This is a genomic window from Streptomyces sp. QH1-20 (assembly GCF_041283565.1).
In the GTDB taxonomy this organism is placed as follows: Bacteria; Actinomycetota; Actinomycetes; order Streptomycetales; family Streptomycetaceae; genus Streptomyces; species Streptomyces syringius.
This window is the reverse complement of sequence record NZ_CP166299.1, coordinates 3355817-3381209: the sequence shown is the minus strand read 5'-3', so window position 1 is coordinate 3381209 and position 25393 is coordinate 3355817. Positions and strand designations below refer to the sequence as shown.

19 protein-coding genes are annotated in these 25393 nt (G+C 73.5%); 16 read left to right on the top strand and 3 right to left on the bottom strand.

Annotated features, from left to right (window positions below; genetic code table 11):
* The first annotated feature begins 9 nt into the window (after window positions 1–9).
* Together AB8O64_RS15120 and AB8O64_RS15115 are read left to right on the top strand one after the other, a co-directional pair.
* A complete protein-coding gene (locus AB8O64_RS15120; RefSeq protein WP_370419639.1) occupies window positions 10–1197 on the top strand; it encodes a serine hydrolase domain-containing protein in 1188 nt (395 codons plus the stop codon).
* Window positions 1198–1280: 83 nt separating this feature from the next.
* The gene (locus AB8O64_RS15115; protein ID WP_370419638.1) at window positions 1281–2066 is read left to right on the top strand and encodes an SDR family NAD(P)-dependent oxidoreductase; all 786 of its coding nucleotides are present in this window, start codon (window positions 1281–1283) and stop codon (window positions 2064–2066) included.
* Between the two features lie 16 nt (window positions 2067–2082).
* On the opposite strand, the gene AB8O64_RS15110 is transcribed toward AB8O64_RS15115, so the two are convergent.
* The 3 genes from AB8O64_RS15110 to AB8O64_RS15100 all read right to left on the bottom strand — a co-directional run bounded on the left by AB8O64_RS15110 (window position 2083) and on the right by AB8O64_RS15100 (window position 6689).
* Complete coding sequence (locus tag AB8O64_RS15110; RefSeq protein WP_370419637.1) at window positions 2083–2931, bottom strand: EamA family transporter; 849 nt, start codon at window positions 2929–2931, stop codon at window positions 2083–2085.
* Between the two features lie 199 nt (window positions 2932–3130).
* The gene (locus AB8O64_RS15105) at window positions 3131–4750 is read right to left on the bottom strand and encodes a penicillin-binding transpeptidase domain-containing protein (protein WP_370419636.1); all 1620 of its coding nucleotides are present in this window, start codon (window positions 4748–4750) and stop codon (window positions 3131–3133) included.
* Between the two features lie 175 nt (window positions 4751–4925).
* On the bottom strand, window positions 4926–6689 hold the full coding sequence (locus tag AB8O64_RS15100) for a dolichyl-phosphate-mannose--protein mannosyltransferase (RefSeq protein ID WP_370419635.1): 1764 nt from the start codon (window positions 6687–6689) through the stop codon (window positions 4926–4928).
* A gap of 187 nt (window positions 6690–6876) precedes the next feature.
* On the opposite strand from AB8O64_RS15100, the gene rsmI reads away from it, so the two are divergent.
* The 14 genes from rsmI to galK all read left to right on the top strand — a co-directional run bounded on the left by rsmI (window position 6877) and on the right by galK (window position 25388).
* Entirely contained in the window at window positions 6877–7725 is an 849-nt protein-coding gene (gene rsmI / locus AB8O64_RS15095; protein WP_362219755.1) for a 16S rRNA (cytidine(1402)-2'-O)-methyltransferase, read from the top strand.
* A gap of 194 nt (window positions 7726–7919) precedes the next feature.
* Window positions 7920–8405, top strand: a complete 486-nt coding sequence (locus AB8O64_RS15090; RefSeq protein ID WP_370419634.1) for a hypothetical protein — start codon at window positions 7920–7922, stop codon at window positions 8403–8405.
* Window positions 8406–8437: 32 nt separating this feature from the next.
* Entirely contained in the window at window positions 8438–9361 is a 924-nt protein-coding gene (locus AB8O64_RS15085) for a TatD family hydrolase (protein WP_370419633.1), read from the top strand.
* Window positions 9362–9457: 96 nt separating this feature from the next.
* Entirely contained in the window at window positions 9458–10993 is a 1536-nt protein-coding gene (locus tag AB8O64_RS15080; RefSeq protein ID WP_370419632.1) for a ubiquitin-like domain-containing protein, read from the top strand.
* Window positions 10990–11862: a 16S rRNA (adenine(1518)-N(6)/adenine(1519)-N(6))-dimethyltransferase RsmA gene (gene rsmA / locus AB8O64_RS15075; RefSeq protein ID WP_356449331.1), complete on the top strand. Its 873-nt coding sequence runs from the start codon at window positions 10990–10992 to the stop codon at window positions 11860–11862. Before AB8O64_RS15080 ends, rsmA begins: the two co-directional genes overlap by 4 nt.
* Before the next feature lie 59 nt (window positions 11863–11921).
* On the top strand, window positions 11922–12848 hold the full coding sequence (locus AB8O64_RS15070) for a 4-(cytidine 5'-diphospho)-2-C-methyl-D-erythritol kinase (protein ID WP_370419631.1): 927 nt from the start codon (window positions 11922–11924) through the stop codon (window positions 12846–12848).
* 149 nt (window positions 12849–12997) lie between these two features.
* Window positions 12998–14389 carry an acyltransferase gene (locus AB8O64_RS15065; RefSeq protein WP_370419630.1) on the top strand — a complete coding sequence of 464 codons (1392 nt, stop codon included), beginning with the start codon at window positions 12998–13000 and terminating at the stop codon, window positions 14387–14389.
* A gap of 146 nt (window positions 14390–14535) precedes the next feature.
* Window positions 14536–17091: an FtsX-like permease family protein gene (locus AB8O64_RS15060; RefSeq protein WP_370419629.1), complete on the top strand. Its 2556-nt coding sequence runs from the start codon at window positions 14536–14538 to the stop codon at window positions 17089–17091.
* Between the two features lie 59 nt (window positions 17092–17150).
* On the top strand, window positions 17151–18962 hold the full coding sequence (locus AB8O64_RS15055) for an ABC-F family ATP-binding cassette domain-containing protein (protein WP_356449336.1): 1812 nt from the start codon (window positions 17151–17153) through the stop codon (window positions 18960–18962).
* Between the two features lie 254 nt (window positions 18963–19216).
* On the top strand, window positions 19217–21094 hold the full coding sequence (locus AB8O64_RS15050) for a PQQ-binding-like beta-propeller repeat protein (RefSeq protein ID WP_370419628.1): 1878 nt from the start codon (window positions 19217–19219) through the stop codon (window positions 21092–21094).
* Between the two features lie 236 nt (window positions 21095–21330).
* On the top strand, window positions 21331–22032 hold the full coding sequence (locus tag AB8O64_RS15045) for a response regulator transcription factor (RefSeq protein WP_370419627.1): 702 nt from the start codon (window positions 21331–21333) through the stop codon (window positions 22030–22032).
* Window positions 22033–22204: 172 nt separating this feature from the next.
* Window positions 22205–23278, top strand: coding sequence for a galactose-1-phosphate uridylyltransferase (gene galT, locus AB8O64_RS15040; RefSeq protein ID WP_370419626.1), 1074 nt, complete (start codon window positions 22205–22207; stop codon window positions 23276–23278).
* On the top strand, window positions 23275–24237 hold the full coding sequence (galE, locus tag AB8O64_RS15035) for a UDP-glucose 4-epimerase GalE (protein WP_370419625.1): 963 nt from the start codon (window positions 23275–23277) through the stop codon (window positions 24235–24237). The genes galT and galE overlap by 4 nt, the downstream gene beginning before the upstream one ends.
* Entirely contained in the window at window positions 24234–25388 is a 1155-nt protein-coding gene (gene galK, locus AB8O64_RS15030; RefSeq protein ID WP_370419624.1) for a galactokinase, read from the top strand. Before galE ends, galK begins: the two co-directional genes overlap by 4 nt.
* Window positions 25389–25393 lie beyond the last annotated feature (5 nt).

The window sequence follows — 25393 nt, the reverse complement described above, 5'->3', positions numbered from 1 at the left end:
CAGACAACAGTGGACGTCCAGGGCACGGTGGCGGACGGTTTTGAACCGGTCCGGGACGCCTTCGCGGGCAATTTCGCGCGGCGGGGCGAGCGCGGCGCCGCCGTGGTCGTCTACCGCGCCGGGCGCAAGGTCGTCGACCTGTGGGGCGGCGCCAAGAACGCCGACGGCTCGTCCGGTGAGGCGGCGGGTGAGCCCTGGACCCGGGACACCGCGCAGGTCGTACGCTCCGCCACCAAGGGCGTCGCCGCCGCCGTGCCGCTGCTGCTGCACCAGCGCGGGCTGGTCGACCTCGACGCGCCCGTCGGCACCTACTGGCCCGAGTTCAAGGCGGCCGGCAAGGAGCGGCTGCTCGTCCGCCATCTGCTCTCGCACCGCGCCGGGCTGCCCGTCCTGGACACCCCGCTCACCCCCGCCGAGGCCATCGACGGCGTCAGCGGCCCCCGCGCCCTCGCCGCGCAGGCGCCCGCCTGGGAGCCCGGCACCGCCCACGGCTACCACGCGCAGACCTACAGCTGGCTGCTCGGCGAGCTGGTCCGGCGGGTCACCGGGCGGACCATCGGCCGCTGGGTCGCCGAGGAGATAGCCGGGCCGCTCGGCCTGGACCTGTGGATCGGCCTGCCGGACGCCGAGCGGGGCCGGGTCGGCCGGATCGCCGACATCGCACCCCCCGCCGAGCCCGCCACCCCCGGACTGCGGATGCGCCCCAAGCGGTCCGTCTCCGACGCCTACAGCGACCCCGGCTCCCTGACCCGTCGCGCGTTCGGCGCGATCGACCCGCAGGCCGACGAGAACGACCCCGCCTACCGCGCCGCCGAACTCCCCGCCTCCGCGGGCATCGCCACCGCCGACGCCCTCGCCCGCTTCTACGCCTCGCTGATCGGCGAGGTCGACGGAGCCCGACGGCTCTTCGCGCCCGCGACCCTCACCCTGGCCCGTACGGAGGAGTCCGCCGGGCCCGACAAGGTCCTCGTGGTGGGCACCCGCTTCGGCCTCGGCTACATGCTGCACGGCCCGGCCTGCCCGCTGCTGGCCCCCGGCTCCTTCGGCCACCCCGGCCGCGGCGGCTCCCTCGCCTTCGCCGACCCCGAGTCGGGCACCGCCTTCGGCTACGTCACCAACGGCATGCAGAAGAACGTCACCGCCGACCCGCGTGCCCAGGCGCTCGTGCGGGCGGTCGGCAAGGTACTCGAGGGCTGACGGGGCAGGCGGTCCCGTCGTTCGCCGCCCGGCCCGGCTGCACGGGGTGATTGGCGCCGCCCCGGCTGGGTATCGCTTGCCGCATGGCACTACGGTTCGACGGCTACGCGGTACTGATCACCGGCGCCGGGCGCGGCATCGGCGAGGCCACCGCGCGCCGCTTCGCCGACGAGGGCGCCCGGGTGCTCCTCACCGACCTCGACGGCGCACGGGCCGAGCGGGCGGCCGAGGGGCTGCGGGCGGGCGGCGTCGCCGCCGAGTGGCTCGCCTGTGACGTCGGCGACCGCACCGCCGTCGAGGCGGCCGTGGCCCACGCGGTCGCTCTCTTCGGGCGGCTCGACATCCTCGTCAACAACGCCCTGTCCTGCCACCCCGACGCGCCTCTCGTCGAGGACCAGCCGGACGACACCTGGTGCAAGGACCTCGACATCACCCTCACCGGCGCCTTCCGGTGCGTACGGGCCGCCATGCCGCACCTCGCCGCGGCCGGCGGCCGCGGATCGGTCGTCAACATCGGCTCGGTCAACGGCGAACAGGACTTCGGCAACCACGCCTACAGCGCCGCCAAGGCCGGGCTGGCGAGCCTGACCCGCACCCTGGCCGGGCACTGCGCGGGACGCGGCGTGCGCGTCAACCTCGTCGCGCCCGGCACGGTCCACACCCCCAACTGGGCGGGCCGGGAGGAGGCGTTGGAGCGGGCCGCCGGGCACTACCCGCTGGGCCGGGTCGGCCGGCCCGAGGACGTCGCGGCCGCCGTCGCCTTCCTGGCCTCGCGTGACGCGTCGTGGATCACGGGGGTGACGCTGCCCGTCGACGGCGGCATCCTGATCTCGAACGACGGGCTGCGTGAGGCGCTGCGCGGCGGGTGACGGGGCCCGTCGGCCCTCAACCCAGCAGCATCAGCCCGATCCCCACCACCATCAGCCCCGCGGCGGCGATGCGCGGCGCACCGAACCTCTCCTTGAAGAAGACCGCCCCGATGGCCGCGCCCACGATGATCGACGACTCCCGCAGCGCCGCGACGGGGGCGAGCGCCGCCTGGGTCTGGGCCCACACCACGAGCCCGTACGCGAAGAAGGACAACACCCCGCCGATGAGGCCGCGCACGGCGTACGGACGCACTTCGGCGAGGAGCCGACCGCGGCGGGTGGCCAGTGCGTAGAGGGGGATCGGGAGCCCTTCGAGGGCCATCAGCCAGGCGATGAAGCCCAGGGACGTCCCGGAGGCGCGGGCGCCCAGGCCGTCGATGACCGTGTACGAGGCGATGGCCAGGCCCGTCGAGCCCGCCGCGACGATCGCGGCCCAGTGCGGCGGGGCGCCGGAGCCCCGGATGCCCCACAGCGCGAGGCCGACCAGCCCGGCGGAGGCCACCGCGACCCCGGCCAGCTGCGGGGCGCCGGGGAGTTCCGCGGCGAAGACCGCCGCGAGGACGGTCACCGCCAGCGGCGCGGTGCCGCGTGCGATCGGGTACATCTGACCGAAGTCGCCGAGCGTGAACGACCGCATGAGCAGGGCCTGGTAGACGACGTGCACGACCACGGAGGCGATCAGATACGGCCAGGCCGCGGCGGCGGGGGCCGCCACGAACGGCAGCATCGCCAGCCCGCAGAGCGAACCGCCGCTGCCCACGAGCGTGAAGGCGACGAGTTTGTCCTTCATGCCGGCCGCCAGGGCGTTCCAACCGGCGTGCGTGACCGCGGCGGTGAGCACCGCCGCGGCTATCAGGGGGGTCATGCGCCGTGCTCACGGGAGCGGCGCGGGGCTGCGGTGCGCATGCCTGGACGCTAGCGTGCCGGTGCACCACCGCTGCGCGGCGGTGTCCTCAATCTCCCCCAGCGGGCTGCTGCGCTTGGCCCGGCCACAACCAGCCCGTCCGGCGCTTGAGGACGCGCCCGCAGGGCGCTCGCCGCCGTAGGCGGCACCTACGGACGTGTCACCCCGCCCGCAGGACCGCCGCCACGATCGGGCCCGCCGAGTCGCCGCCGTGTCCGCCCTGGGGGACGACGGCCGCGGCTGCCACGTCGCCGCGGTAGGCGGTGAACCAGCCGTTGGGCTGTGCCTGGTTGTCGACCTCGGCCGAGCCCGTCTTGGCGCCGACGTCACCGCCGAGGCCGGCCATGGCCCGGGCGCCCGTGCCCGAGAGCGCGGTGAGCCGCATCATCGAGCGCAGGTCCCGCGCGACCGGGGCCGGCAGGGGCCGGGCCGCCCGGGCGAGTTCCCGGTCGTCCACCGACGGGGCCACGAGATAGGGCTGGTGGAAGGATCCGGTCCGCACGGTCGCGGCGACGGAGGCCATGTTGAGCGGGCTCATCTGCACCCGACCCTGCCCGATCATCGCCGCCGCCTTGCCCGCCCCGCTGTCCACGGGCACGCTGCCGTCGAAGCTGCCGATGCCGGTCTTCCACTCCAGGCCGAGCCCGAAGACGTCCCTGGCCTCGGCGGCGAGCGCGTTGTCGGGGATGTCGTCGGCGAGCGAGATGAAGGCGGTGTTGCAGGAGGCCGCGAAGTCCTGCGCGAAGGTCGCCTTCGGGTTCTCGCTCTCCTCCACGTTGTGGAAACGCATGCCGTACGTGGCGTACTTGGGGCACGGCAGCGGCTTGCCCGGCGCGGCCTTGCCCTGCTCCAGCAGCGTCGCCGCCGTGACGACCTTCATCGTGGAGCCGGGCGCGGTCTGCCCCTGGAGCGCCGGATTGAACTCGGTCTTCCTGGAGTTGGCGACGGCCAGGATCTCGCCCGTGCTCGGCTTCACCGCGACCACCGACGCGTCGGCGCGCTTGGCCACGGCGGCCTCGGCGGCCCGCTGCGCGTCCGAGTCGAGCGTCGTGCGCAACGTCCCGGGCTTGCCCTTGGAGACCACGTGCAGGGTCCGGGCGCCGGCGCCGCCGTCGGGGCCCTGGGCCCGTACCTCCACCGCCGGCTCGCCGCCCGCCTTCTCCCCGAAGCGCTTGCGCAGCTGCGGCAGTACGGGCGCGAGCGAGGGGTGGTCCTTGGGGTCCAGCACCTCGCCGTTCCGGTCGAGGGCGGTGACCTGCGGGGCCTGGACGGCATCCGTCCTGAGCGTCCCGCCGGTCCTGAGCTCCGGGTGGACCACCGTGGGCTGCCAGTCGACCAAGGCCTTCCCGCTGGTCCGGCCCCGGACGACAGCGAGCGAGGACGCGTACTTCCACGTCGAGTGCTGCTTCCCGTACGCGATCTCGGCGGTGACCGTGAACGGCACCTTCGCGCCCGTCGCCGCGCCCGGCTCCAGCGTCACCTTCTCGACGTGGGCGCTCTCGCGGTAACCGGTCAACGCGGCCGACGCGGCGGACGCGTTGTCGGTGAGGGTGGCGGCGTGCTCGGTGTCGCCCGCCGCCCACGCCGCGAGGAAGTCGTGGGCGGCCTTGTCGACCTCGTCCCCGGTCGGCGGCCCGGTGCGCACGGGCGCGGCCTCGCTCTTCGTCCCCGTGCCGTCCGCGACCGCGTCCACCAGGTTGTACGCGCCCAGCCCCGCCGCCCCCACCATCGCGACGGCCACCCCGCCCACCGCGATCTTCGCGCCCTTGCGCATGTCCATCCCCCTCCAGGCCCCCGCCCAGTTCCCGGCGTTTTAATCAGTTGATCAAAACGTCTGTATCGGAACTCTACGGGACGGGAGTGACGCATGGAGTGACATGGCCGGAAGCGGCTGTTGGGGCGCCGCCGACCGGCTCCAGCGGATTCACCGGCTCCACTGGATCCAGGTGTCGAAACTAGATCCAGGTGTCGAACCACATCCGGTTGCGCCACGCGTCCAACGGGATCGCCTGGCCCGTGTAGATGGGGAAGAAGTAGACGAAGTTCCAGGCGATCAGCAGCACCAGCGTGCCCGCGCCGACCGCGCCCGCGATCCGCCGCCGCTCCGAGGAACCCGGCGGCCCCAGCAGTGCTCCGATCATCATCGCCACCGCCAGACACAGGAACGGCACGAACACCACCGCGTAGAACACAAAGATCGTCCGCTCCTGCCACATGAACCACGGCAGATAACCCGCGGCGACCGCGCACAGCACCGCGCCCGCCCGCCAGTCCCGCCGGAAGGCCCACCGGTAGAGCAGATACACCAGCGCGAAGCACGCCGCCCACCACAGCAGCGGGGTGCCGAGCGCGAGCACCTCCCGCGCGCACTTGTCCGCCGCGTCGGCCGGGCAGCCGTCCTCGCCCGGCTTGGGGGACTCGTAGAAGTACGACACCGGGCGCGACTGGACCAGCCAGCTCCACGGGTTGGACTGGTACGTGTGCGGCGAGGAGAGGTTCGTGTTGAAGTCCCACACGTCGTTCTCGTACTTCCACAGGCTGCGCAGCGGGTTGAGGATTCCCGCGAGGAAACCGTCCGGGCTGTGGCCGCCCTCGGTCTCCGCCCAGTGCCGGAGATAGCCGCTGTGCTGCCAGCCGCCCTCCTTGGTGTACGTACCGCTGTTGGCGAACCAGCCGGTCCAGGACGCCAGATAGACGCCGAGAGCCACCGGCACGGTCGATAGGAACGCCCACGGCACATCGCGCCGCAGCGTGGCGACGTGCGGGCGGCGGGCACCGGCCAGCCGGCGCGCGCCGAGGTCCCACAGGACGACCAGCAGCCCGAACGCCGCCAGATACACCGCGCCGTTCCACTTCGTGGCGCACGCCAGGCCCAGGAAGACCCCGGCCGCGAGCCGCCACGGCCGCACGCCCAGCCGGAGCCGTTCGCCGACCTCGGCGTCCGGCCGCGGCACGCCGCCCTCGTCGACCGGCAACGCCGCCGCCAGCCGGGCCCGGGTCCTGTCCCGGTCCACCAGCACACAGCCGAACGCCGCCAGCACGAAGAACATCAGCACCGAGTCGAGCAGCGCGGTGCGGCTCATCACGAAGTGCAGTCCGTCCACGGCGAGCAGGGCGCCCGCGAGACAGCCGAGGAAGGTGGAACGGAACATCCGCCGTCCGATGCGGCACAGCATCAGCACCGACAGGGTGCCGAGCAGCGCGACCATGAACCGCCAGCCGTAGGGGTTCAGGCCGTGCAGCCACTCGCCGATCCCGATGACCCACTTGCCCACCGGCGGGTGCACCACGAAGGTGGGGGTGTCGGCGATGTCGGTGCTGCCCTTGAGGATCGCCTCATTGGCGCCGTTGTCGGGCCACTTGGCCTCGTAGCCGTGCTTCCACAGCGCCCAGGCGTCCTTGGCGTAGTACGTCTCGTCGAATATGACGTCCCTCGGGCTGCCCAGGTGCCAGAACCTCAGCAGCCCCGCGAACAGGGCGACCAGCAGCGGCCCGGCCCAGCCCATGGCGCGCGCCAGCGGCAGCGCCGCCGCCGGAGGCACCCCCAGCGCCCCCCACAGCCGGACACCGGGCTCGGGGTACGGCGGCACCAACCGCTCCCGCACGTCCGGCCCGGGGCGCCCCGCATACCCGAACCGCCGCAGCCTGCGCTGCCACGGGGGCGGCTGCCCGTCTGCCCTCTGGCCCTGCCGGCCTCGCGTCGCGGTGTCACTGGTCACCGCGCCATCGTAGGGAACCCGCCTGTGCGAGTCCCGGCGACGGCGCGGCACCCCCGGCGGGCGAGCCTCCGGGAAAGGGGCGCCCGGGCGTGCGGGGAGCGGACTCCGGTGCCGGTGAGCGCCCGGGAATTCCGCCGCCACGGGACGTGGAGCGTGCCGCCGCTCCCGGCCCTGCGAGGATGGGAGCGTGACTGGAACGCTCGTACTCGCAGGTACCCCCATCGGTGACGTCGCCGACGCGCCCCCACGGCTGGCCACCGAACTGCTGGCCGCCGAGGTGATCGCCGCCGAGGACACCCGGCGGCTGCGCCGGCTCACGCAGGCCATGGGCGTGCACACCACCGGCCGCGTCGTGTCGTACTTCGAGGGCAACGAGTCCGCCCGTACGCCCGAGCTGGTCGAGGCGCTGCTGGGCGGGGCGCGGGTGCTGCTGGTGACCGACGCGGGGATGCCGTCCGTCTCCGACCCCGGTTACCGGCTGGTCGCCGCCGCCGTCGAGCACGACATCAAGGTGACGGCCGTGCCGGGACCGTCCGCCGTGCTCACCGCGCTGGCGGTGTCCGGGCTGCCGGTGGACCGCTTCTGCTTCGAGGGGTTCCTGCCGCGCAAGGCCGGTGAGCGGCTCGGGCGGCTGCGGGAGGTCGCGGACGAGCGGCGCACGCTCGTGTACTTCGAGGCCCCGCACCGGCTGGACGACACGCTGGCCGCCATGGCCGAGGTGCTCGGCGAGGAGCGCCGGGCCGCCGTCTGCCGGGAGCTGACCAAGACGTACGAGGAGGTCAAGCGCGGTCCGCTGAAGGAGCTGGCCGAGTGGGCCGCCGAGGGCGTCCGCGGTGAGATCACCATCGTGGTCGAGGGGGCCCCCGAGCCCGGCCCGCAGGACCTCGACCCCGCCGAGCTGGTCCGCCGGGTGCGGGTCAGGGAGGAGGCGGGGGAGCGTCGCAAGGAGGCCATCTCGGCCGTGGCGGCCGAGGCGGGGCTGCCCAAGCGCGAGGTCTTCGACGCGGTCGTAGCGGCGAAAAACGCCGCAAAGTAGGGCGCTTCGGAAGGTAATAGGGTTATCGTGAAAGGCAAAGCTTAGGCATGGCAGCCTGGCGCTTCGGATATGAAGCCGCCAAGTTTGGCCCAATTCGAGGCCCGGACTGCTGCGCCGTCGCCGAGACGGGCGTTCCCTGGACAACGGGACGTCCGGTCCCGGAGAGACTTGTCCAGCGGACAAGAGGAGCTGCCATGAGCGAGACCGCGGGTACCTCGAGCGGTGTTCAGCCGATAGACCGACCGCGCACGCTGACCGAACCGCGCACCCCCCGACCGGGGCCCGGAACGGGCGACGTCGGGCACGAGTCCTACGCCTTCGCGTGCATGCGCTGCGCGCACGGCTGGGAGCAGTCGTACGAGATCGCGCACCACGCCGACGCGGAGGGCCGGGCGTACGTCACCTACTACGCGGACGGCGAGCGCGTCCCCTCCCCGCTGACCCGCCCGACCTGCGCGAACTGCGGTGGCCATGTCGTGCGCATCATGCGGTCCGGCCAGGTGACCGAGGTCTCCGACGCTCTGCACATGCCCACCGGCTCGGTGGTGGCCACCGCCGGTCCCTTCCCCGCCCGCGCGGACACCCGCGACACCGGCGCCGAGCCGCGCCACCGCGACGCGGACGGGGCCCGGAGCCACTGGCACCTCGCGGACCTGCTGAAGCCCTTCCACCGGAAGTGAGCCCCGCCTCGGGCGATCCTTAGAATCGCGTCATGGCGGCAACAGCATCGAACAGCGGCACGACCGGCGGCGAGCGGAAGAAGAACGACGACAAGGACGTTCCCCCGCCCCTCCCGGTGCCCCTGAACGTGCCGGTCGCCGACTCGCACACCCATCTGGACATGCAGAAGGGGTCCTCCGTCGACGAGGCGCTGGCCAAGGCCGCGTCCGTCGGCGTGACCACGGTGATCCAGGTGGGGTGCGACCTGGCCGGATCCCGCTGGGCGGCCGAGACCGCCGCCGCGCACGACGCCGTCTGGGCCACCGTGGCCCTGCACCCCAACGAAGCCCCCCGCATCGTCCTCGGCGACCCCGACGGCTGGTCCCGGCAGGGCGAGCGCGAGCCCGGCGGCGACGCCGCCCTGGACGCGGCCCTCGCCGAGATCGACGCGCTGGCCGCGCTGCCGCACGTCCGCGGCGTCGGCGAGACCGGCCTCGACTACTTCCGTACCGGCCCCGAGGGCATGGCCGCCCAGGAGCGGTCCTTCCGGCGCCACATCGACATCGCCAAGCGGCACGGCAAGGCCCTGGTCATCCACGACCGCGAGGCGCACGAGGATGTGCTGCGGGTCCTGGAGGAGGAGGGCGCGCCCGACCGGGTCGTCTTCCACTGCTACTCCGGTGACGCCGAGATGGCCAAGGTCTGCGCCGCCGCGGGCTACTACATGTCCTTCGCGGGCAACATCACCTTCAAGAACGCCCAGCCGCTGCGCGACGCCCTCGCCGTCGCCCCGTCCGACCTGGTCCTCGTCGAGACGGACGCGCCCTTCCTGACCCCCATGCCGTATCGCGGACGGCCCAACGCGCCTTACCTCATTCCGGTCACCCTGCGCGCGATGGCCGAAATCAAGGGGGTCCACGAGGACGCTCTGGCCACGGCAGTCGCCGCGAATACCGCACGCGCCTTCGGCTATTAACCCTCACGGCACGACACAGTGTGACTATACGACTTTGGAGAGTGAGGATCACTCCGCTACAGTCCCGGCCCGATAGCTCGGACCCAGTGGAGTGTCGTGAGTCATGCACAGGGCAGCCCCCGCGCTGCACACCGCGGGGCGGCCGAAACGCCGACGTACGAGCCGTACGCGCCCTACGAGCCGCAGACCTCTTATGAGCCGCGGACGGCGTACGAACCGCAGGTCCCGTACGAGCCGTACGGGACCTACTGCCCCGAGCCCCGCGAACCCGAGTCCTACGGGCCACAGCCCCAGCCCTACGCGTCCGAGCCCTACGGCTCCGGTGACCCCTACAGCGCGTACGAGTCCTACGAGCCGTATCTGCCCCGGCAGTCCGCCTCCCCGGACGACTACGCGAGCCCGGCCGCCTCCGACGCCCTCTACGACCCGGCGCCGCCCACCGCGCCCCACGAGTCCCCCGGCGCCTTCGGGCCGCCGCTCCCGCCCGAGGACCCCGCGCCCCGCCCCAACCCCGGGCGGCGCAAGAGATCCGGCGACCGCCCCGACCGGCTGCGCCGCCTCGTCCCGCAGGCCCTCGTCGTGGCCTTCCTCGCCGGCGGCACGTCCTCCTTCATCGCCAGCGACAAGACCGTCAAGCTCAGCGTCGACGGCACCCCCCGCACCTTGCACACCTTCGCCGACGACGTCGAGGAACTCCTCGCCGACGAGCACATGAGTGTCGGCGAGCACGACATCGTCGCCCCCGGCCCGCACCACGACCTCGCCGCCGGCGACGAGGTCGTCGTCCGGTACGGCCGGCTCCTCGCCCTCACCCTCGACGGCGAGCACCGCCAGGTGTGGACCACCGCCCGGACCGTCGACGGCGCCCTGCGCCAGCTCGGCGTGCGCGCCGAGGGCGCCTATCTGTCCGCCTCCCGCTCCGCCGCCATCTCCCGCCAGGGCCTCGACCTCGACGTCCGCACCGAGCGGACCGTCACCTTCATGGCCGACGGACGCGAGCGCACCATCCGCACCAACGCGGGCACCGTCCACGAGGCCATCGAACAGGCGGGCATCACCCTGCGCGGCCAGGACACCACCTCCGTCGACCCCGACAGCTTCCCCCGCGAGGGCCAGACGATCTCCGTCATGCGCATCACCGGCAGCCAGGAGGTCCGTGACATCCCCATCGACTTCCGCACCGAACGCCGCAAGGACCCCACCCTCCAGAAGGGCACCGAGGTCGTCGCGCAGCGCGGCGAGAAGGGCGTCGAGCGCGTCACCTACGCGCTGCGGACCGTCAACGGCGTCCGGCAGAAGCCGAAGCGGATCCGCTCGGAGATCGTCAGGGAGCCCCGCACCGAGATCGTGAAGGTCGGCACCAAGGCGGTCCCCGCCACCGTGCAGGGCGCGGACGGTCTGAACTGGGCCGGACTCGCGCAGTGCGAGGCCGGCGGACGGCCGAACGCGGTCGACCCCTCGGGCACCTACGGGGGCCTCTACCAGTTCGACGTCCGCACCTGGCAGGGGCTCGGCGGCAGGGGCCGGCCGCAGGACGCACCCGCCTCCGAGCAGACCTACCGGGCCAAGAAGCTGTACGTGAGCCGGGGCGCGAGCCCGTGGCCACATTGCGGCCGTAAACTTCACGGGTGAGTTCCAGCCCCAGCACAGACGAGTCCGGCGCCCTGCTCGGCCCCGCCGACATCCGCGAGCTGGCCGCAGCCTTGGGGGTACGCCCCACCAAGCAGCGCGGCCAGAACTTCGTGATCGACGCCAACACGGTCCGGCGCATCGTACGGACCGCCGAGGTGCGGCCCGACGACGTCGTCGTCGAGGTCGGACCCGGGCTCGGGTCACTGACCCTGGCCCTGCTGGAGGCCGCCGACCGGGTCACGGCCGTGGAGATCGACGACGTGCTCGCCGCCGCCCTCCCCGCCACCATCGCCGCGCGCATGCCCGCGCGCGCCGACCGCTTCGAGCTCGTGCACAGCGACGCCATGCGCGTCACCGAGCTCCCGGGCCCCCCGCCCACCGCGCTCGTCGCCAACCTGCCGTACAACGTCGCCGTGCCCGTCCTGCTGCACATGCTGGAGCGGTTCCCCAGCATCGAGCGCACGCTGGTGATGGTCCAGTCCGAGGTCGCCGACCGGCTCGCCGCCGCGCCCGGCTCCAAGGTCTACGGCGTGCCCTCGGTCAAGGCCAACTGGTACGCCGAGGTCAAGCGGGCCGGCGCCATCGGCCGCAATGTCTTCTGGCCCGCCCCGAACGTCGACTCCGGCCTCGTCTCCCTCGTCCGCCGGTCGAAGCCCATCGAGACGTCGGCCACGCGCGAAGAGGTCTTCGCCGTCGTCGACGCGGCCTTCGCCCAGCGCCGCAAGACCCTGCGCGCCGCCCTCGCCGGCTGGGCGGGCTCCGCCCCCGCCGCCGAAGCCGCGCTGGTCGCCGCCGGAATCTCCCCGCAGGCACGCGGCGAGTCGCTGACGGTCGAGGAGTTCGTGGCCATCGCGGAGAACAAGCAGTAGCGACGGCGCCACCCCGCCAGGCAAGCCGCCACCCGTACGAGCCGAGGAGCCCGCACCCCGTGACCGCGTCCGTCACCGTCCGCGTACCCGCCAAGGTCAACGTCCAGCTCGCGGTCGGCGGGCTGCGCCCCGACGGCTTCCACGACCTGGCCAACGTCTTCCTGGCCGTCGGCCTCTACGACGAGATCACGGTGGCCCCCGCCGACGAACTGCGCGTCACCTGCACCGGCCCCGACGCCGACCAGGTGCCGCTGGACGGCACCAACCTCGCCGCCCGTGCCGCCCTCGCCCTGGCCGAGCGGCACGGCCGCGACGCACGCGTGCACATCCACATCGACAAGGACATCCCGGTGGCCGGCGGCATGGCCGGCGGCAGCGCGGACGGCGCGGGCGCCCTGCTCGCCTGCGACGCCCTGTGGGGCACCGGCGCCTCCCGCGAGGAACTGCTGGAGATCTGCGCGGAGCTGGGCAGCGACGTGCCCTTCAGCCTCGTCGGCGGGGCCGCGCTCGGGCGCGGCAGGGGCGAGCTGCTCACCCCGCTCGAAGTCGGGGGCACCTTCCACTGGGTCTTCGCCGTCGCGGACGGGGGACTGTCCACCCCGGCCGTCTACGCCGAGTGCGACCGGCTGCGCGAGGCCTCCGGCGCGGGCGCGGGCGTCGCGGACGTCCCCGACCCGGAGCCGTCGGCCGCCCTGCTGGACGCGCTGCGGACCGGGGACGCGGCCGCACTGGCGGCCGCCGTGTCGAACGACCTCCAGGCCGCCGCCGTCTCGCTGCGGCCGTCGCTGGCCGCGACGCTGGCCGCCGGCACCGAGGCGGGCGCCCTGGCCGCGATGGTCTCCGGCTCCGGGCCGACGACGGCCTTCCTGGTGACCGACGAGGCGGAAGCGACGAAGGTCGCGGACGCGCTGCGGGCCTCCGGTACGTGCCGCGCGGTCCGCGTCACGTCGGGCCCGGCGCCGGGCGCGACGGTCCTGCGGGGCTGAGCGCTTCTCGTCCTCAATCGCCGGACGGGCTGGAAAACCAGCCCGTCCGGCGATTGAGGACCGGGGTCCGGGGCGGAGCCCCGGTACTCAGCCCGAAATGAGTACCACCGCCCTGGTGGCCGCTCTCCGCCGTGCGTCATCGTGCGCCCATGCCCTCGAACACCCGCGTGCGCGACCTCGCCGCCGCGACCCCCACGACGCGCGACCGCTACATCGACCTGCTCCGCGTCGCCTCCCTCGGCACCGTCGTCCTCGGCCACTGGCTGATGGCGGCGGTGACCGTCGACGCCGACGGCCGCGCGAAGGTCGGCAATCTGCTCGCCGTGGAGCCGGGGCTGCAACTGCTGACCTGGGTGCTCCAGATCATGCCGGTGTTCTTCTTCGTCGGCGGCTTCTCGCACGCCCTCTCCTACCGGTCCCTCGCCCGCAGGACCGACGGACCCGCCTACGCCGCCTTCCTGCGGGCCCGGCTGCAGCGCCTGCTCCGGCCCACCATGGTCTTCATAGCGGTGTGGGGCGCGGGCGCCCTCGCCGTGCAACTCCTCGGCGGCGGCGGGCCGCTCACCGACGTCGCGGCCCGGCTCGTCGCCCAGCCGCTGTGGTTCATCGGCATCTATCTGGCGATGGTCGCGTTCACCCCGCCGCTGCTGCGGCTCCACGAGCGGTACGGCTGGGGCGCGTTCGCCGCTCTCGTCGCCGCCGCGGCCGGTGTCGATGTGCTGCGCTTCGCCGCCGGCGTCCCGTTCGTGGAGTTCCTGAACTTCGCCTTCGTCTGGCTCGCCGTCCACCAGCTCGGGTTCCTGCGGGCCGACGGCCGTCTGGGCGCACCCGCCGTCCCGGCCGCGCTGGCCGTCGCCGGCCTCGCCTCGGCCGCCGCGCTGGTGGTGTTCGGCCCGTACCCGCTGTCCATGGTCGGCATGCCCGGCGAGAGGATCAGCAACATGTCGCCGCCCACCGCCGCCCTGCTCTGCCACGGCATGTGGCTGGTCGGCGCGGTCGAGCTGCTGCGCGGGCCCGGTACGCGGCTCGTGAACCGGCCGCGCGTGTGGCGCGGCGTGATCGCCGCGAACGGGGTCGCGATGACCGCGTTCCTGTGGCACCTCACCGCCATGCTCGGGGTGTACGGGGTGCTGCTCGCCCTCGATGTACCGCTGCCCGCCCCGGCGAGCGCCGCCTGGTGGGTGCAGGCGCCGCTGCGGATCGCGGCCGCCGCCGTCGTCACGGCGGTGCTGGTGGCCCTCTTCCGCACGGTGGAACAGCCCACCGCCACCAAGCCGGCCGTCACCGAGCCCACCACCGACCGGCCCGCCCGCGCCGCCCGCCAAGTCTCCGGGCCTGTCGCCGCCCTCGGCGTCACCCTCGCCCTCTTCGGCGTCCTCGGCCTGTCCATGGTCGGCTTCGGCGGACTCCTGGAAGGCCACACGGCCCTGCTCGTCGCCGTGCGCGTCACCGCCCCCGCCGCCGTCGTCATGGCCGCCGCCGGCTGGCTCCTGGTGGAGGCGGCGGCGCCCCGGCACCGGCGCCGTCCGCGAGCACGGTAGGGCTGGCCCCACCCCCAGGACACCCGCTCGTCCCATGGGACGGCACGCGCTTGATCCCTAGCGTGAAGTCAGGCAATCAGCGTGACCAAAGGGGTGGGCGTGAACAGCAGGACGACCGGCGGCGCAACAGCCGGAGCCACCCGGTGATGACCAAGCTCGCGCTGCGTTCGCTGCGCCACCGCACGGGCGGCTTCGCCGCCACCTTCCTCGCGCTGTTCTTCGGCGCCACCATCGTGATGGCCTGCGGCGGGCTCATGGAGACCGGCATCCGCGACAACGCCCCGCCGCAGCGCCTGGCCGGCGCCGACCTCGTCGTCACCGGGGACCGTACCTACGAGGGCCCGGGGAAGAAGAACAAGCAGCTCGCCCTCCCCGAACAGGCCGGGCTCCCCGCCGCGCTGACCGACAAGGTCCGCGCGGTGCCCGGGGTGCGCACGGCCGTCGGGGAACGAACCTTCGACGCCGCCGTCCTCGGCACCGGCCGCGGCGCGGGCCGTGGCGTCGACCGGGCGGTCGGCCACGGCTGGGACTCCGCCGCCCTCACCCCGTACGCCCTCGACACCGGCGCCCCGCCCCGGCGGACCGGCGAGGTCGTCCTCGACGCGGGGCTCGCCCGGCGCGCGGGCGCGACCGTCGGCGACACCGTGCGGATCGCCGCACACGGCGGCTCGGCCGCGTACCGCGTGAGCGGCATCGCCCGCCCCGCCGCCGGGCGCGACGTCCCGCGGCCCACCCTGTTCCTCTCCGCGCCCGACGCCGAGCGGCACTCGCCCCGCGCGGGCACCGTCGCCGACATCGCCGTCGTCACCGCACCCGGCGCGGACCTCGACACCGTCCGCAGGGGCATCGCCGCCGCACTCGACGGACAGTCCGTGTCCCTGCTGACCGGAGACGACCGGGGCGGCGTCGAACACCCCGAGGTGATCACGGGTGGCGAGGACCTCGTCGCGCTCTCCGGGGTGTTCGGCGGCCTGGCCATCAGCATCGCGGTGTTCGTCGTCGCGGGGACCGTCGGTCTCTCCGCCCGGCAACGACGACGCGAACTCGCCCTGCTGCGGGCCGTCGGCACCACCACCGGCCAGCTGCGCCGGATGCTGCTCGGCGAGACCCTGATGGTCGCCGCCCTCGCCGCCGCGGCCTCCTGGCCCGCCGGGCCGGTCCTCGGCCGGTGGCTGTTCGAGCAGCTCGCGGGCGGCGGCATGGTCGCGGACACCACCGAGTTCAGCCAGGGCTGGATCCCGGCCCTGCCCGCCTACGGCGGCCTGCTGCTCACCGCCGTCGTCGGCGGCCTCCTCGGCACCCGGCCCGCCGTACGGGCCCGGCCCGTCGAAGCCCTCGGCGAAGCGGCCGTCCAGGAACGCTGGTGCCACCCCGTCCGCCTCGTCCTCGGGCTGCTGTTCCTCGCCGGGGCGACGGCCCTGGCCCTCGTCGGCGCCCTCGTCCTGCGCGGCCCCTCGGCGGCGGGCACGGCGGGCCCCACCGTCATGTGCTGCGCCACCGGCTTCGCCCTGCTGGGCCCCTGGTTCACCAAGATCGTGACCGCCCCGCTGCACTGGCCCGTCCGCCTCCTGGGCGGCCCGGCCGGCCGACTGGCCGCCCTCAACTGCCGTGCCGCCACGGTCCGGACGGCCGCCGTCGCCACCCCCATCATGCTCGCGACCGCCATCACCACCGGCATGCTCTACCTCCAGACCAGCGCGGCCGACGCCACCGAGCAGGCGTTCGCCGAGAACCTGCGCGCCGACGCCGTGCTCACCTCCGTCACCGGGGGAGTGCACCCCGCGCTCCTGGACACCGTGCGCCGACTGCCCGGCGTCGACGGCGCGGCCGCGTCCGTCACCAGCTCCGCCTGGACCGAGCGCCCGCACTTCGACGGCGAGGCCAAGCGCGGCCTCCGCATCGAGGGCGTCAGCGCGGACGGCGCCGCACGCACCCTCGCCGTCAAGGCCACCGCGGGCAGCCTGGCCGACCTCAAGGGCGCCACCGTCGCCCTCCCCGAACACGTCGCCCACCGGACGCACCGCGGCGTGGGCGACACCCTGCGGGTGCGCCTCGGCGACGGCACCCCCGCGGACCTGCGGGTGGTGGCCCTGTTCAAGGGGCGCGAAGGCTTCGAATCCGCCTTGACCGACGTCGCCACCCTCGCCCCGCACACCACCCGGGGCCTGCCGGACCGGATCCTGGTGCGCGCCGCGGCCGGCACCGACCGCGAGCACCTCATGAGCGAGCTCACCACGCTCACCCAGCGGCACCCGGAACTGAAGGTCACCGACCGGGACGCCCTGACCGCTCAGCACGCCGAGGACACCCGCACCCAGACCTGGGCCAACCTCCTCATCATCGGAATGCTCATCGCCTACACCGCCCTCGCCGTCGTCAACACCACGGCCGTCGCCGTCGGCAACCGCCGCAAGGACTTCGCCCTCCAGCGCCTCACCGGCGCCACCCGCGGCCAGGTGCTGCGCATGATGACGGTGGAAGCGACCTTCGTCACCGTCGTCGGCCTGCTGCTCGGAACGATCGCGGCGGCCACGACGCTCGTCCCGTTCGCCCTCGCCGTGACCGACGGCTGGCTGCCCACCGGGCCGCCGTCGGTCTACCTCACGACCGTCGGCACGGCCTGGGCCCTGACCCTGGCCGCCACCCTGATCCCCACGTGGGCGGCCCTGCGGGCCCGCCCGGTGGAGGCCGCCGGAGTCTGAGTCCGGGGCCGCGGCCGGGCGTGGGATCCTGGAGGCAGTCCCCTGGAGCAAGGAGTGGAATGGCAGCCAACCTGGTCAATCTGGAAGCCGTCGACAAGGTGTACGGCACCCGTGCGCTGCTCGACGGCATCTCCCTCGGCGTCAGCGAGGGCGACCGGATCGGCGTGGTCGGCCGCAACGGCGACGGCAAGACCACGCTCATCCGCATCCTCGCCAAGCTGGAGACGGCGGACAAGGGGCGCGTCACCCACTCCGGCGGCCTGCGCCTCGGCGTCCTCACCCAGCACGACTCCCTCGACCCCGCCGCCACCGTGCGGCACGAGGTCATCGGCGACCTCGCCGACCACGAGTGGGCGGGCAGCGCCAAGATCCGCGACGTGCTGACCGGTCTGTTCGGCGGCCTCGACCTGCCGGGCTTCCCGCAGGGGCTCGACACGGTCATCGGCCCGCTCTCCGGCGGCGAGCGCCGCCGTATCGCGCTGGCCAAGCTGCTCATCGCCGAGCAGGACATGATCGTCCTCGACGAGCCCACCAACCACCTCGACGTCGAGGGCATCTCCTGGCTCGCCGCCCATCTGCGGGCCCGCCGCTCCGCGCTCGTCGTGGTCACCCACGACCGCTGGTTCCTCGACCAGGTCGCCACCCGCATGTGGGACGTCCAGCGCGGCGAGGTCCACGAGTACGAGGGCGGCTACAGCGACTACGTCTTCGCGCGGGCCGAGCGGGAGCGGATCGCCGCGACCGAGGAGGCCAAGCGGCAGAACCTGATGCGCAAGGAGCTGGCCTGGCTGCGGCGCGGCGCCCCCGCCCGCACCAGCAAGCCGCGCTTCCGCATCGAGGCCGCCAACGAGCTCATCGCCGACGTGCCGCCGCCCCGCGACACCGCGGAGCTGATGAAGTTCGCGAACTCCCGGCTCGGCAAGACCGTCTTCGACCTGGAGAACGTGACCGTTCAGGCCGGTCCCAAGGTCCTCATCCAGCACCTCACCTGGCAGCTGGGCCCCGGCGACCGCATCGGCCTCGTCGGCGTCAACGGCGCGGGCAAGACCTCCCTGCTGCGCACGCTCGCCGAAGCGGCCCGCACGGGCGGCGAGAAGCAGCCCGCGGCCGGCAAGGTCGCGGTCGGCAAGACCGTCAAGCTGGCCTACCTCTCCCAGGAGGTCGCCGAACTCGACCCCACCAAGCGGGTGCTGGAAGCCGTCCAGCAGGTCCGCGACCGCGTCGACCTCGGCAAGGGCCGGGAGATGACGGCCGGGCAGCTGTGCGAGAAGTTCGGCTTCACCAAGGAGAAGCAGTGGACGCCCGTCGGCGACCTCTCCGGCGGTGAGCGCCGACGGCTGCAGATCCTGCGGCTGCTGATGGACGAGCCCAACGTCCTCTTCCTCGACGAGCCGACCAACGACCTCGACATCGAGACGCTGACGCAGCTGGAGGACCTCCTCGACGGATGGCCCGGCTCGATGGTCGTCATCAGCCACGACCGGTACTTCATCGAACGCACCACGGACAAGGTCTTCGCCCTGCTCGGCGACGCCGCCCTGCGGATGCTGCCGCGCGGTCTGGACGAGTACCTGGAGCGCCGTCAGCAGGTCATCGACGCCTCCGTGCCCGCCGTCGCCGCCGCCGCGACCGAAGCGGCCGCCGTCAAGCAGAAGTCGGCCGGCGACGCCCGCGCGGCGAAGAAGGAACTCCAGAAGATCGAGCGCCGTCTCGACCGCATCAGCGAGCAGGAGGGCAAGCTCCACGCGCAGATCGCCGAGCAGGCCACCGACTTCGAGCGCGTCGCGAAGCTGGACGCCGAGCTGCGCGAACTCGCCGGTGAGCGCGACGAGCTGGAGATGCGTTGGCTGGAACTGGCCGATGATGTGTAACGGCCGGGGCGCGCGGTACGGCACGACAGTCGCGCCGTAAGGCGGCAACAGTCTCGTCACGGGCCGGTCTCAGCTGGTGGATACCGCTGGAATCGGCCCGTGTGCCGTCCGCGCCGGGTGATACAAAGAACACCCGCTCGCCTGCCGTTGACCTGTGGGATTTCTACCTGATTCGCTCCTTCCCGGTGATTTTCGGACACCGGGATCGCGGGGGAGACCGGTCGGGTCAGGCGCCCACGTAAAGAGGAAAGCTGATGTCACAGCCGCCGCAGCCGCCCAACCAGCCGCCACAGGGCCCACCGCCCGGCTTCGGGGGCGCCCCCGGCGGCTTCCCCCCTCAGCCGCCGCAGAGCCAGCCGGGTCAGCCCGCGTACGGCTACCCCCAGACGCCGCCCCCGCCGCCGGGCGCGCCGCAGCCCCCGCCCGCACCCCCGGCCGCCCCCCAGGGCCCGCCGCCCCCGCCGCCGGGCGCACCCCAGGCGCCCCCGGGTGTGCCGCCGACCCCGCCGGGCGGCTACGGCTACCCCGGCCCCGCGGGTCCGGGCGCGCAGGGCCCGCAGGACTTCCCCACCCAGGCGTTCGGCGCCGCGCAGCCGCCGCAGTTCGGCGCGCCGCCCCAGCCGTACGCCACGCAGCCGCAGTTCGGCGCCTACCCGCCGCCGGCCCAGTACCCCGGCGCCCCCGGCGGCGGCCCCTCCGGCGGCGGCTCCAAGAAGCGCATGGCGGTCATCGTCGCCGCCGTGGCGGCGCTGGTCCTCGTGGCCGGCGGCGGCGTCTGGTTCCTCACCAAGGGTGACGGCAAGGACGACGAGGCCAAGAGCGAGACCGGCAAGAGCCAGGGCGGGACCGGCGAGCAGGGCGGCGGCGGGGGTGGCGGCAAGGCGCCGCAGACCATCGACGGCAAGCTGCTCTTCAGCGTCGACCAGCCCAAGGTCGACGACCTCGTCACCGTCAAGGGCATGTGGGCCACCGACAAGGTCTTCGCCAAGGCCGACGTCTACAAGGTCGTCGGCTATGGCCTGTCCGGCGGCCAGAAGTGGGAGATCCCGCTCGACGGCGAGATCTGCTGGTCCTCCCAGCACGTCACGGCCGACGGCAAGACCGCGGTCCTCGTCAAGGACGCCAAGCCCAGCGCCGAGAAGAAGTACGGCGGCAGTTGCACCCAGGTCGTCGCCCTCGACCTGAACAACGGCAAGAAGCTCTGGCAGGAGTCCGCCAAGGTCGCCGACCAGGACGTCCGCTTCGAGGAGGTCACCGTCGGCGGCGGCACCGTCGCCGCGGGCGGCACCAGCGGCGGCGCCGCCTGGTCGCTCGACGGCGGAAAGTCGCTGTGGAAGCCCAAGGCGGGCGAGGACTGCAAGGACGACGGCTACGGCGGCGGTGGCGACAAGCTCGTCGCGGTGCGCCGCTGCGGCGACTACAAGCGCCCGCAGATGAAGATCCAGACCCTCAACCCGAAGACGGGCGCCATCACGTCCGAGTACAAGGTCCCCGAGGGCATCTCCTACGTCCACGTGGTGTCCACCAACCCGCTGGTCATCGGGCTCGACGCGGGCGGCTCCACGGGCAGCGGCGCCTCGGACCTCATGGCGATCGACGACAGCGCCAAGGACGGCAAGATGCGGTCCAAGATCTCCACGGGCAACGGCAAGTTCCAGATCAAGTGCCCCTCGACCGACGTCGAGGGCTGCACCAAGGTCGCCGTCGGCAAGGACGCCGTCTACATGCCGTCCGAGGAGCACCAGAGCGGCAACACCCAGAACCCGGGCCGGCTGAACGAGATCGTCGCCTTCGACCTGGCCACCGGCCAGTCCAAGGGCAAGACCGAGGGCATCCCGAACTCCGAGCTGCTGCCGCTGTCGGTGGACAAGGACGGCTACGTCATCGGCTACCAGTCGCCCACCTACCGGGACGGCGGCGCGGTCGTCCGCATCGACCCGAAGACGTTCAAGAAGGACGTCCTGCTGAAGAACCCGGCCTCCTCGGCCGTGGCCGAGCGCTCGCTCTCGCCCTCCTACCAGCAGGCGCTGTACGCCCAGGGGCGGCTCTACCTGGGTGACGGTTTCGCCGACAAGCCGAGCAAGTACCGCACCGACAAGGAGTACTTGACGCTCATCTTCGGCGGCAGCTGACCCCACCGGGCGAGCCGAATCTGATCATTTCGGCGAACGCTCGCGCCTCATCCCTGCCCATCGCGTGTACATGCCTGAACGATCCGTTTCAGTCGCGAAGTACACGTGATTGGCAGGGATTTCGGCATTCCGGGGGACTTCTCACGGGTAAGGGGCGCGCGACGTCGAACAAGCGTGTAGCTTCCGGGGGCAAGAAGGAGCCCAGGAGACGTACGCGGGCGACAGGGGGGACGCGCATGGGCGTGCGGCTCATGGTGGTCGACGACCACCGTCTGCTGGCTGAGGCGCTCGCCTCGGCACTGAAGTTGCGCGGGCACCGGGTGCTCGCCGCGGCCGCGCCGAGCGCGGGCGCGGCCGACCTGGTGGTCAGCCGCGCCCCCGAGGTGTGCCTGATGGGCACCGCCACCCCCGCCGAACCGGGCGCCTTCGACCCGGTCGTGCGGATCAAGCGGGACCGCCCCCAGGTCGCCGTCGTCGTCCTCGGCCCCGTGCCGAGCCCGCTCGGCATCGCCGCCGCCTTCGCCGCCGGAGCCTCCGGCTACGTCCGGCACAACGAACGCATCGAGGGCGTCGAACGCGCCATGATCAAGGCCCGCGCCGGGGAGGCCGCGGTCGACCCGCAGCTCCTCCAGGGCGCCTTCGCCGAACTGCTCAACCCGGCCGCCCAGCCCGACGACGAGGGCGCCCGGCTGCTCCAGCTGCTGACCCCGCGCGAGGTCGAGGTGCTGGTGCGGGTCGCCGAGGGCGAGGACACCCGGCTGATCGCGGCGGGCATGGGGATAGCGCCCAGCACCGCCCGTACGCATGTGCAGCGCGTCCTGATGAAGCTGGGCGTCGGCTCCCGGCTGGAGGCGGCGGCCCTCGCGGCCCGTACGGGCCTCCTGGACCGCGCCGCGGGCAGCTCGGCGCTGGGCGTTCCGCGGACCGGACGGGCTTGATCGGACGGGCTCAGCCGCCAAGCCCGTCCGGCGATTGAGGACGCGCCCGCAGGGCGCTCGCCGCCGCAGGCGGCGAGACGGGCCGCAGACGTGACTCCTCATTGACCCCCGGCGTTCGGTCATGATTCTTTGTGTTCAGTCCTGTTGGTTTGGTGAACCCAGGGAGCTGTTCATGAAGAAGACGGCGACCCGGCTCGCGGACGGCCGTGAGCTCCTCTACTACGACTCCCACGACGACGCCGTACGCGACGCGATCGACCCGCGGCCGCTCGGCCCGGCCGATCACCGCACCACCGACATCCGCCGCGACCCGCTGCTCGGCGACAGCGTCGCCATCGCCTCCCACCGCCAGACCCGTACGTACCACCCGCCCCCCGGCCAGTGCCCCCTGTGCCCCTCCCGTGACGGACGGCACACCGAGATCCCCGCCGCCGACTACGAGGTCGCCGTCTTCGAGAATCGTTTCCCCGCGCTCGCCGGGGACGCCGGCCGCTGCGAGGTCGTCTGCTTCACCGACGACCACGACGCCTCCTTCGCCGACCTCGACGAGGATCGCGCCGCCCTCGTCCTCGACGCCTGGACCGACCGCAGCGCCGAACTCACCGCGCTCCCCGGCGTCGAGCAGGTCTTCTGCTTCGAGAACCGCGGCCGGGAGATCGGCGTCACCCTCGGCCACCCGCACGGCCAGATCTACGCCTACCCCTTCGTCACCCCTCGCACCGAGCGCATGCTCGCCACGGCCGCCGCCCACCGGAAGGCCACCGGGCGCAACGTCTTCGACGACACCGTGGCCGCCGAGCGGGCCGACGGGCGGCGCGTGGTCCTCGACGGCCGGCACTGGACGGCCTTCGTGCCCTACGCCGCCCACTGGCCGTACGAGGTGCACCTCTACCCCCGCCGCCGGGCCCTGGGCCTGCCCGACCTCGACGACGCGGCCCGCGCGGAGTTCCCCCGGATCTACCTGGAACTCCTGCGGCGCTTCGACCGGATCTTCGACGGACGGGCAGGCGCGGGAAACCCCGCCCAGGTGCCGCCGCCCACCCCGTACATCTCCGCCTGGCACCAGGCCCCCGTCCACCACACCCACAGGAGTGAATTCGGGCTTCACCTCGAGCTTTTCACCAACCGCCGCACTCCCGGCAAGCTCAAGTTCCTCGCCGGTTCCGAATCCGGCATGAACGTGTTCATCAACGATGTGCCGCCCGAGTCCGCGGCCGAGCGACTGCGAGAGGTAGCGAGCGAATGAGCGAGTATCTGGTCACGGGCGGCGCCGGCTACGTCGGAAGCGTCGTCGCGGCCCATCTGCTGGCCGCCGGACACGCCGTGACCGTCCTCGACGACCTCTCCACCGGCCACCGCGACGGCGTGCCCGACGGGGCGCGCTTCATCGAGGGCCGCGTCCAGGACGCCGCCCAATGGCTCGACGGCTCCTACGACGCCGTCCTGCACTTCGCCGCCTTCTCCCAGGTCGGCGAGTCCGTCGCCCGCCCCGACGCCTACTGGCGCAACAACGTCGGCGGCACCGTCGAACTGCTCGCCGCCATGCGTGACGCCGGCGTCCGCACCCTCGTCTTCTCCTCCACCGCCGCCACCTACGGCGAGCCCGCCACCGTCCCCATCACCGAGGACGCCCCCACCGCCCCCACCAACCCCTACGGCGCCACCAAACTCGCCGTCGACCACATGATCAGCGGCGAGTGCGCCGCCCACGGCCTGGCAGCCGTCTCCCTGCGGTACTTCAACGTCGCCGGGGCGCACGGGAGCCACGGCGAGCGGCACACCCCCGAGTCCCACCTCATCCCGCTCGTCCTCCAGGTCGCCCGGGGCGAACGCGAGACGATCTCCGTCTACGGCGACGACTACCCCACCCCCGACGGCACCTGCGTGCGCGACTACATCCACGTCGCCGACCTCGCCGAGGCCCATCTGCTGGCCCTGGACGCCGCCCGCCCCGGCGAGCACCTCATCTGCAATCTCGGCAACGGCAACGGCTTCTCCGTCCACGAGGTCATCGACACCGTCCGCAAGGTCACCGGCCACCCCGTGCCGCACGTCGTGGCCGCCCGCCGGGCGGGCGACCCGGCCGTGCTCGTCGCCTCCGCCGAGCGCGCCCGCGACCGCCTCGGCTGGCACCCCACCCGCACCGACCTGACCCGGATCGTCACCGACGCCTGGGAGTTCGCCCGGCGCGCGGACAGCGCATGAGCGCCCAGCGGGCCGCCGCGGCCTTCCGTGAGGTCCACGGCGCACCGCCCGCCGGGGTATGGGCGGCGCCCGGCCGGGTCAACCTCATCGGCGAGTACACCGACTTCAACGACGGCCTGGTCATGCCCCTCGCCCTGCCCCACAGCACCTGGGCCGCCGCCGCACCCCGCAGTGACGGCCGGCTGCGGCTGCACTCCGCCGCCGCACCGGGCGTCGTCGTCGAACTGCGGACGGCGGACCTCGCCCCCGGCGCGGTGCGCGGATGGGCCGCGTACCCGGCGGGAGTCGCCTGGGCGCTGCGCGAGGCGGGGCACGCCACCGGGGGAGCGGACCTGCACATCGAGTCCGACGTGCCCGTCGGCTCGGGCCTGTCCTCCTCCGCCGCCCTGGAGGTCGCAACCGCCCTCGCCCTGACGGAACTTCACGGCCCGCACCTGCCGCCCGACCGTCTGGCGCGCCTGGCCCAGCACGCCGAGAACGCCTTCGTCGGCGTCCCCTGCGGAATCATGGACCAGACCGCGGCGGCCTGCTGCGCCGAGGGCCACGCGCTGCACCTCGACACCCGCGACCTCTCCCACCGCCATGTGCCCTTCGCCCCCGACCTCGAAGGGCTGCGGCTGCTGGTCGTGGACACCCGGGTCCGGCACGACCTGGGCGACGGGGCGTACGCGCGACGGCGCGCAGGCTGTGAGAAGGGCGCGCGGACACTCGGCGTGCCCTCGCTGCGCGCTATCGCGTACGGGCAACTCCCCGACGCGCTGGAGGCGTTGGCGGGCGAGCCGGTCGTGCGGGCCCTCGTGCGGCACGTGGTCACGGAGAACGAGCGGGTGGCCCGCGTCGCGGCTCTGCTCGCGGCGGGAGACCTCCGTGCGATCGGCCCGGTCCTCACCGCCGGGCACGCCTCGCTCCGCGACGACGTGGCCGTCTCCTGTGCCGAGCTGGACCTGGCCGTCGCGGTCGCGAACGGCGTGGGGGCGCTCGGGGCGCGGATGACCGGCGGCGGCTTCGGTGGTTCGGCGGTCGTCCTGGCCGAGGCGGCGGGGGCCGACGCCGTCACCGAGGCTGTCACCGGCGCCTTCGTGTCGGCCGGGCACCGCCCGCCACGCGTCTTCCCGGTGCGTCCGGCGGCAGGCGCCCGCAGGGAGTTGTGAGGCGT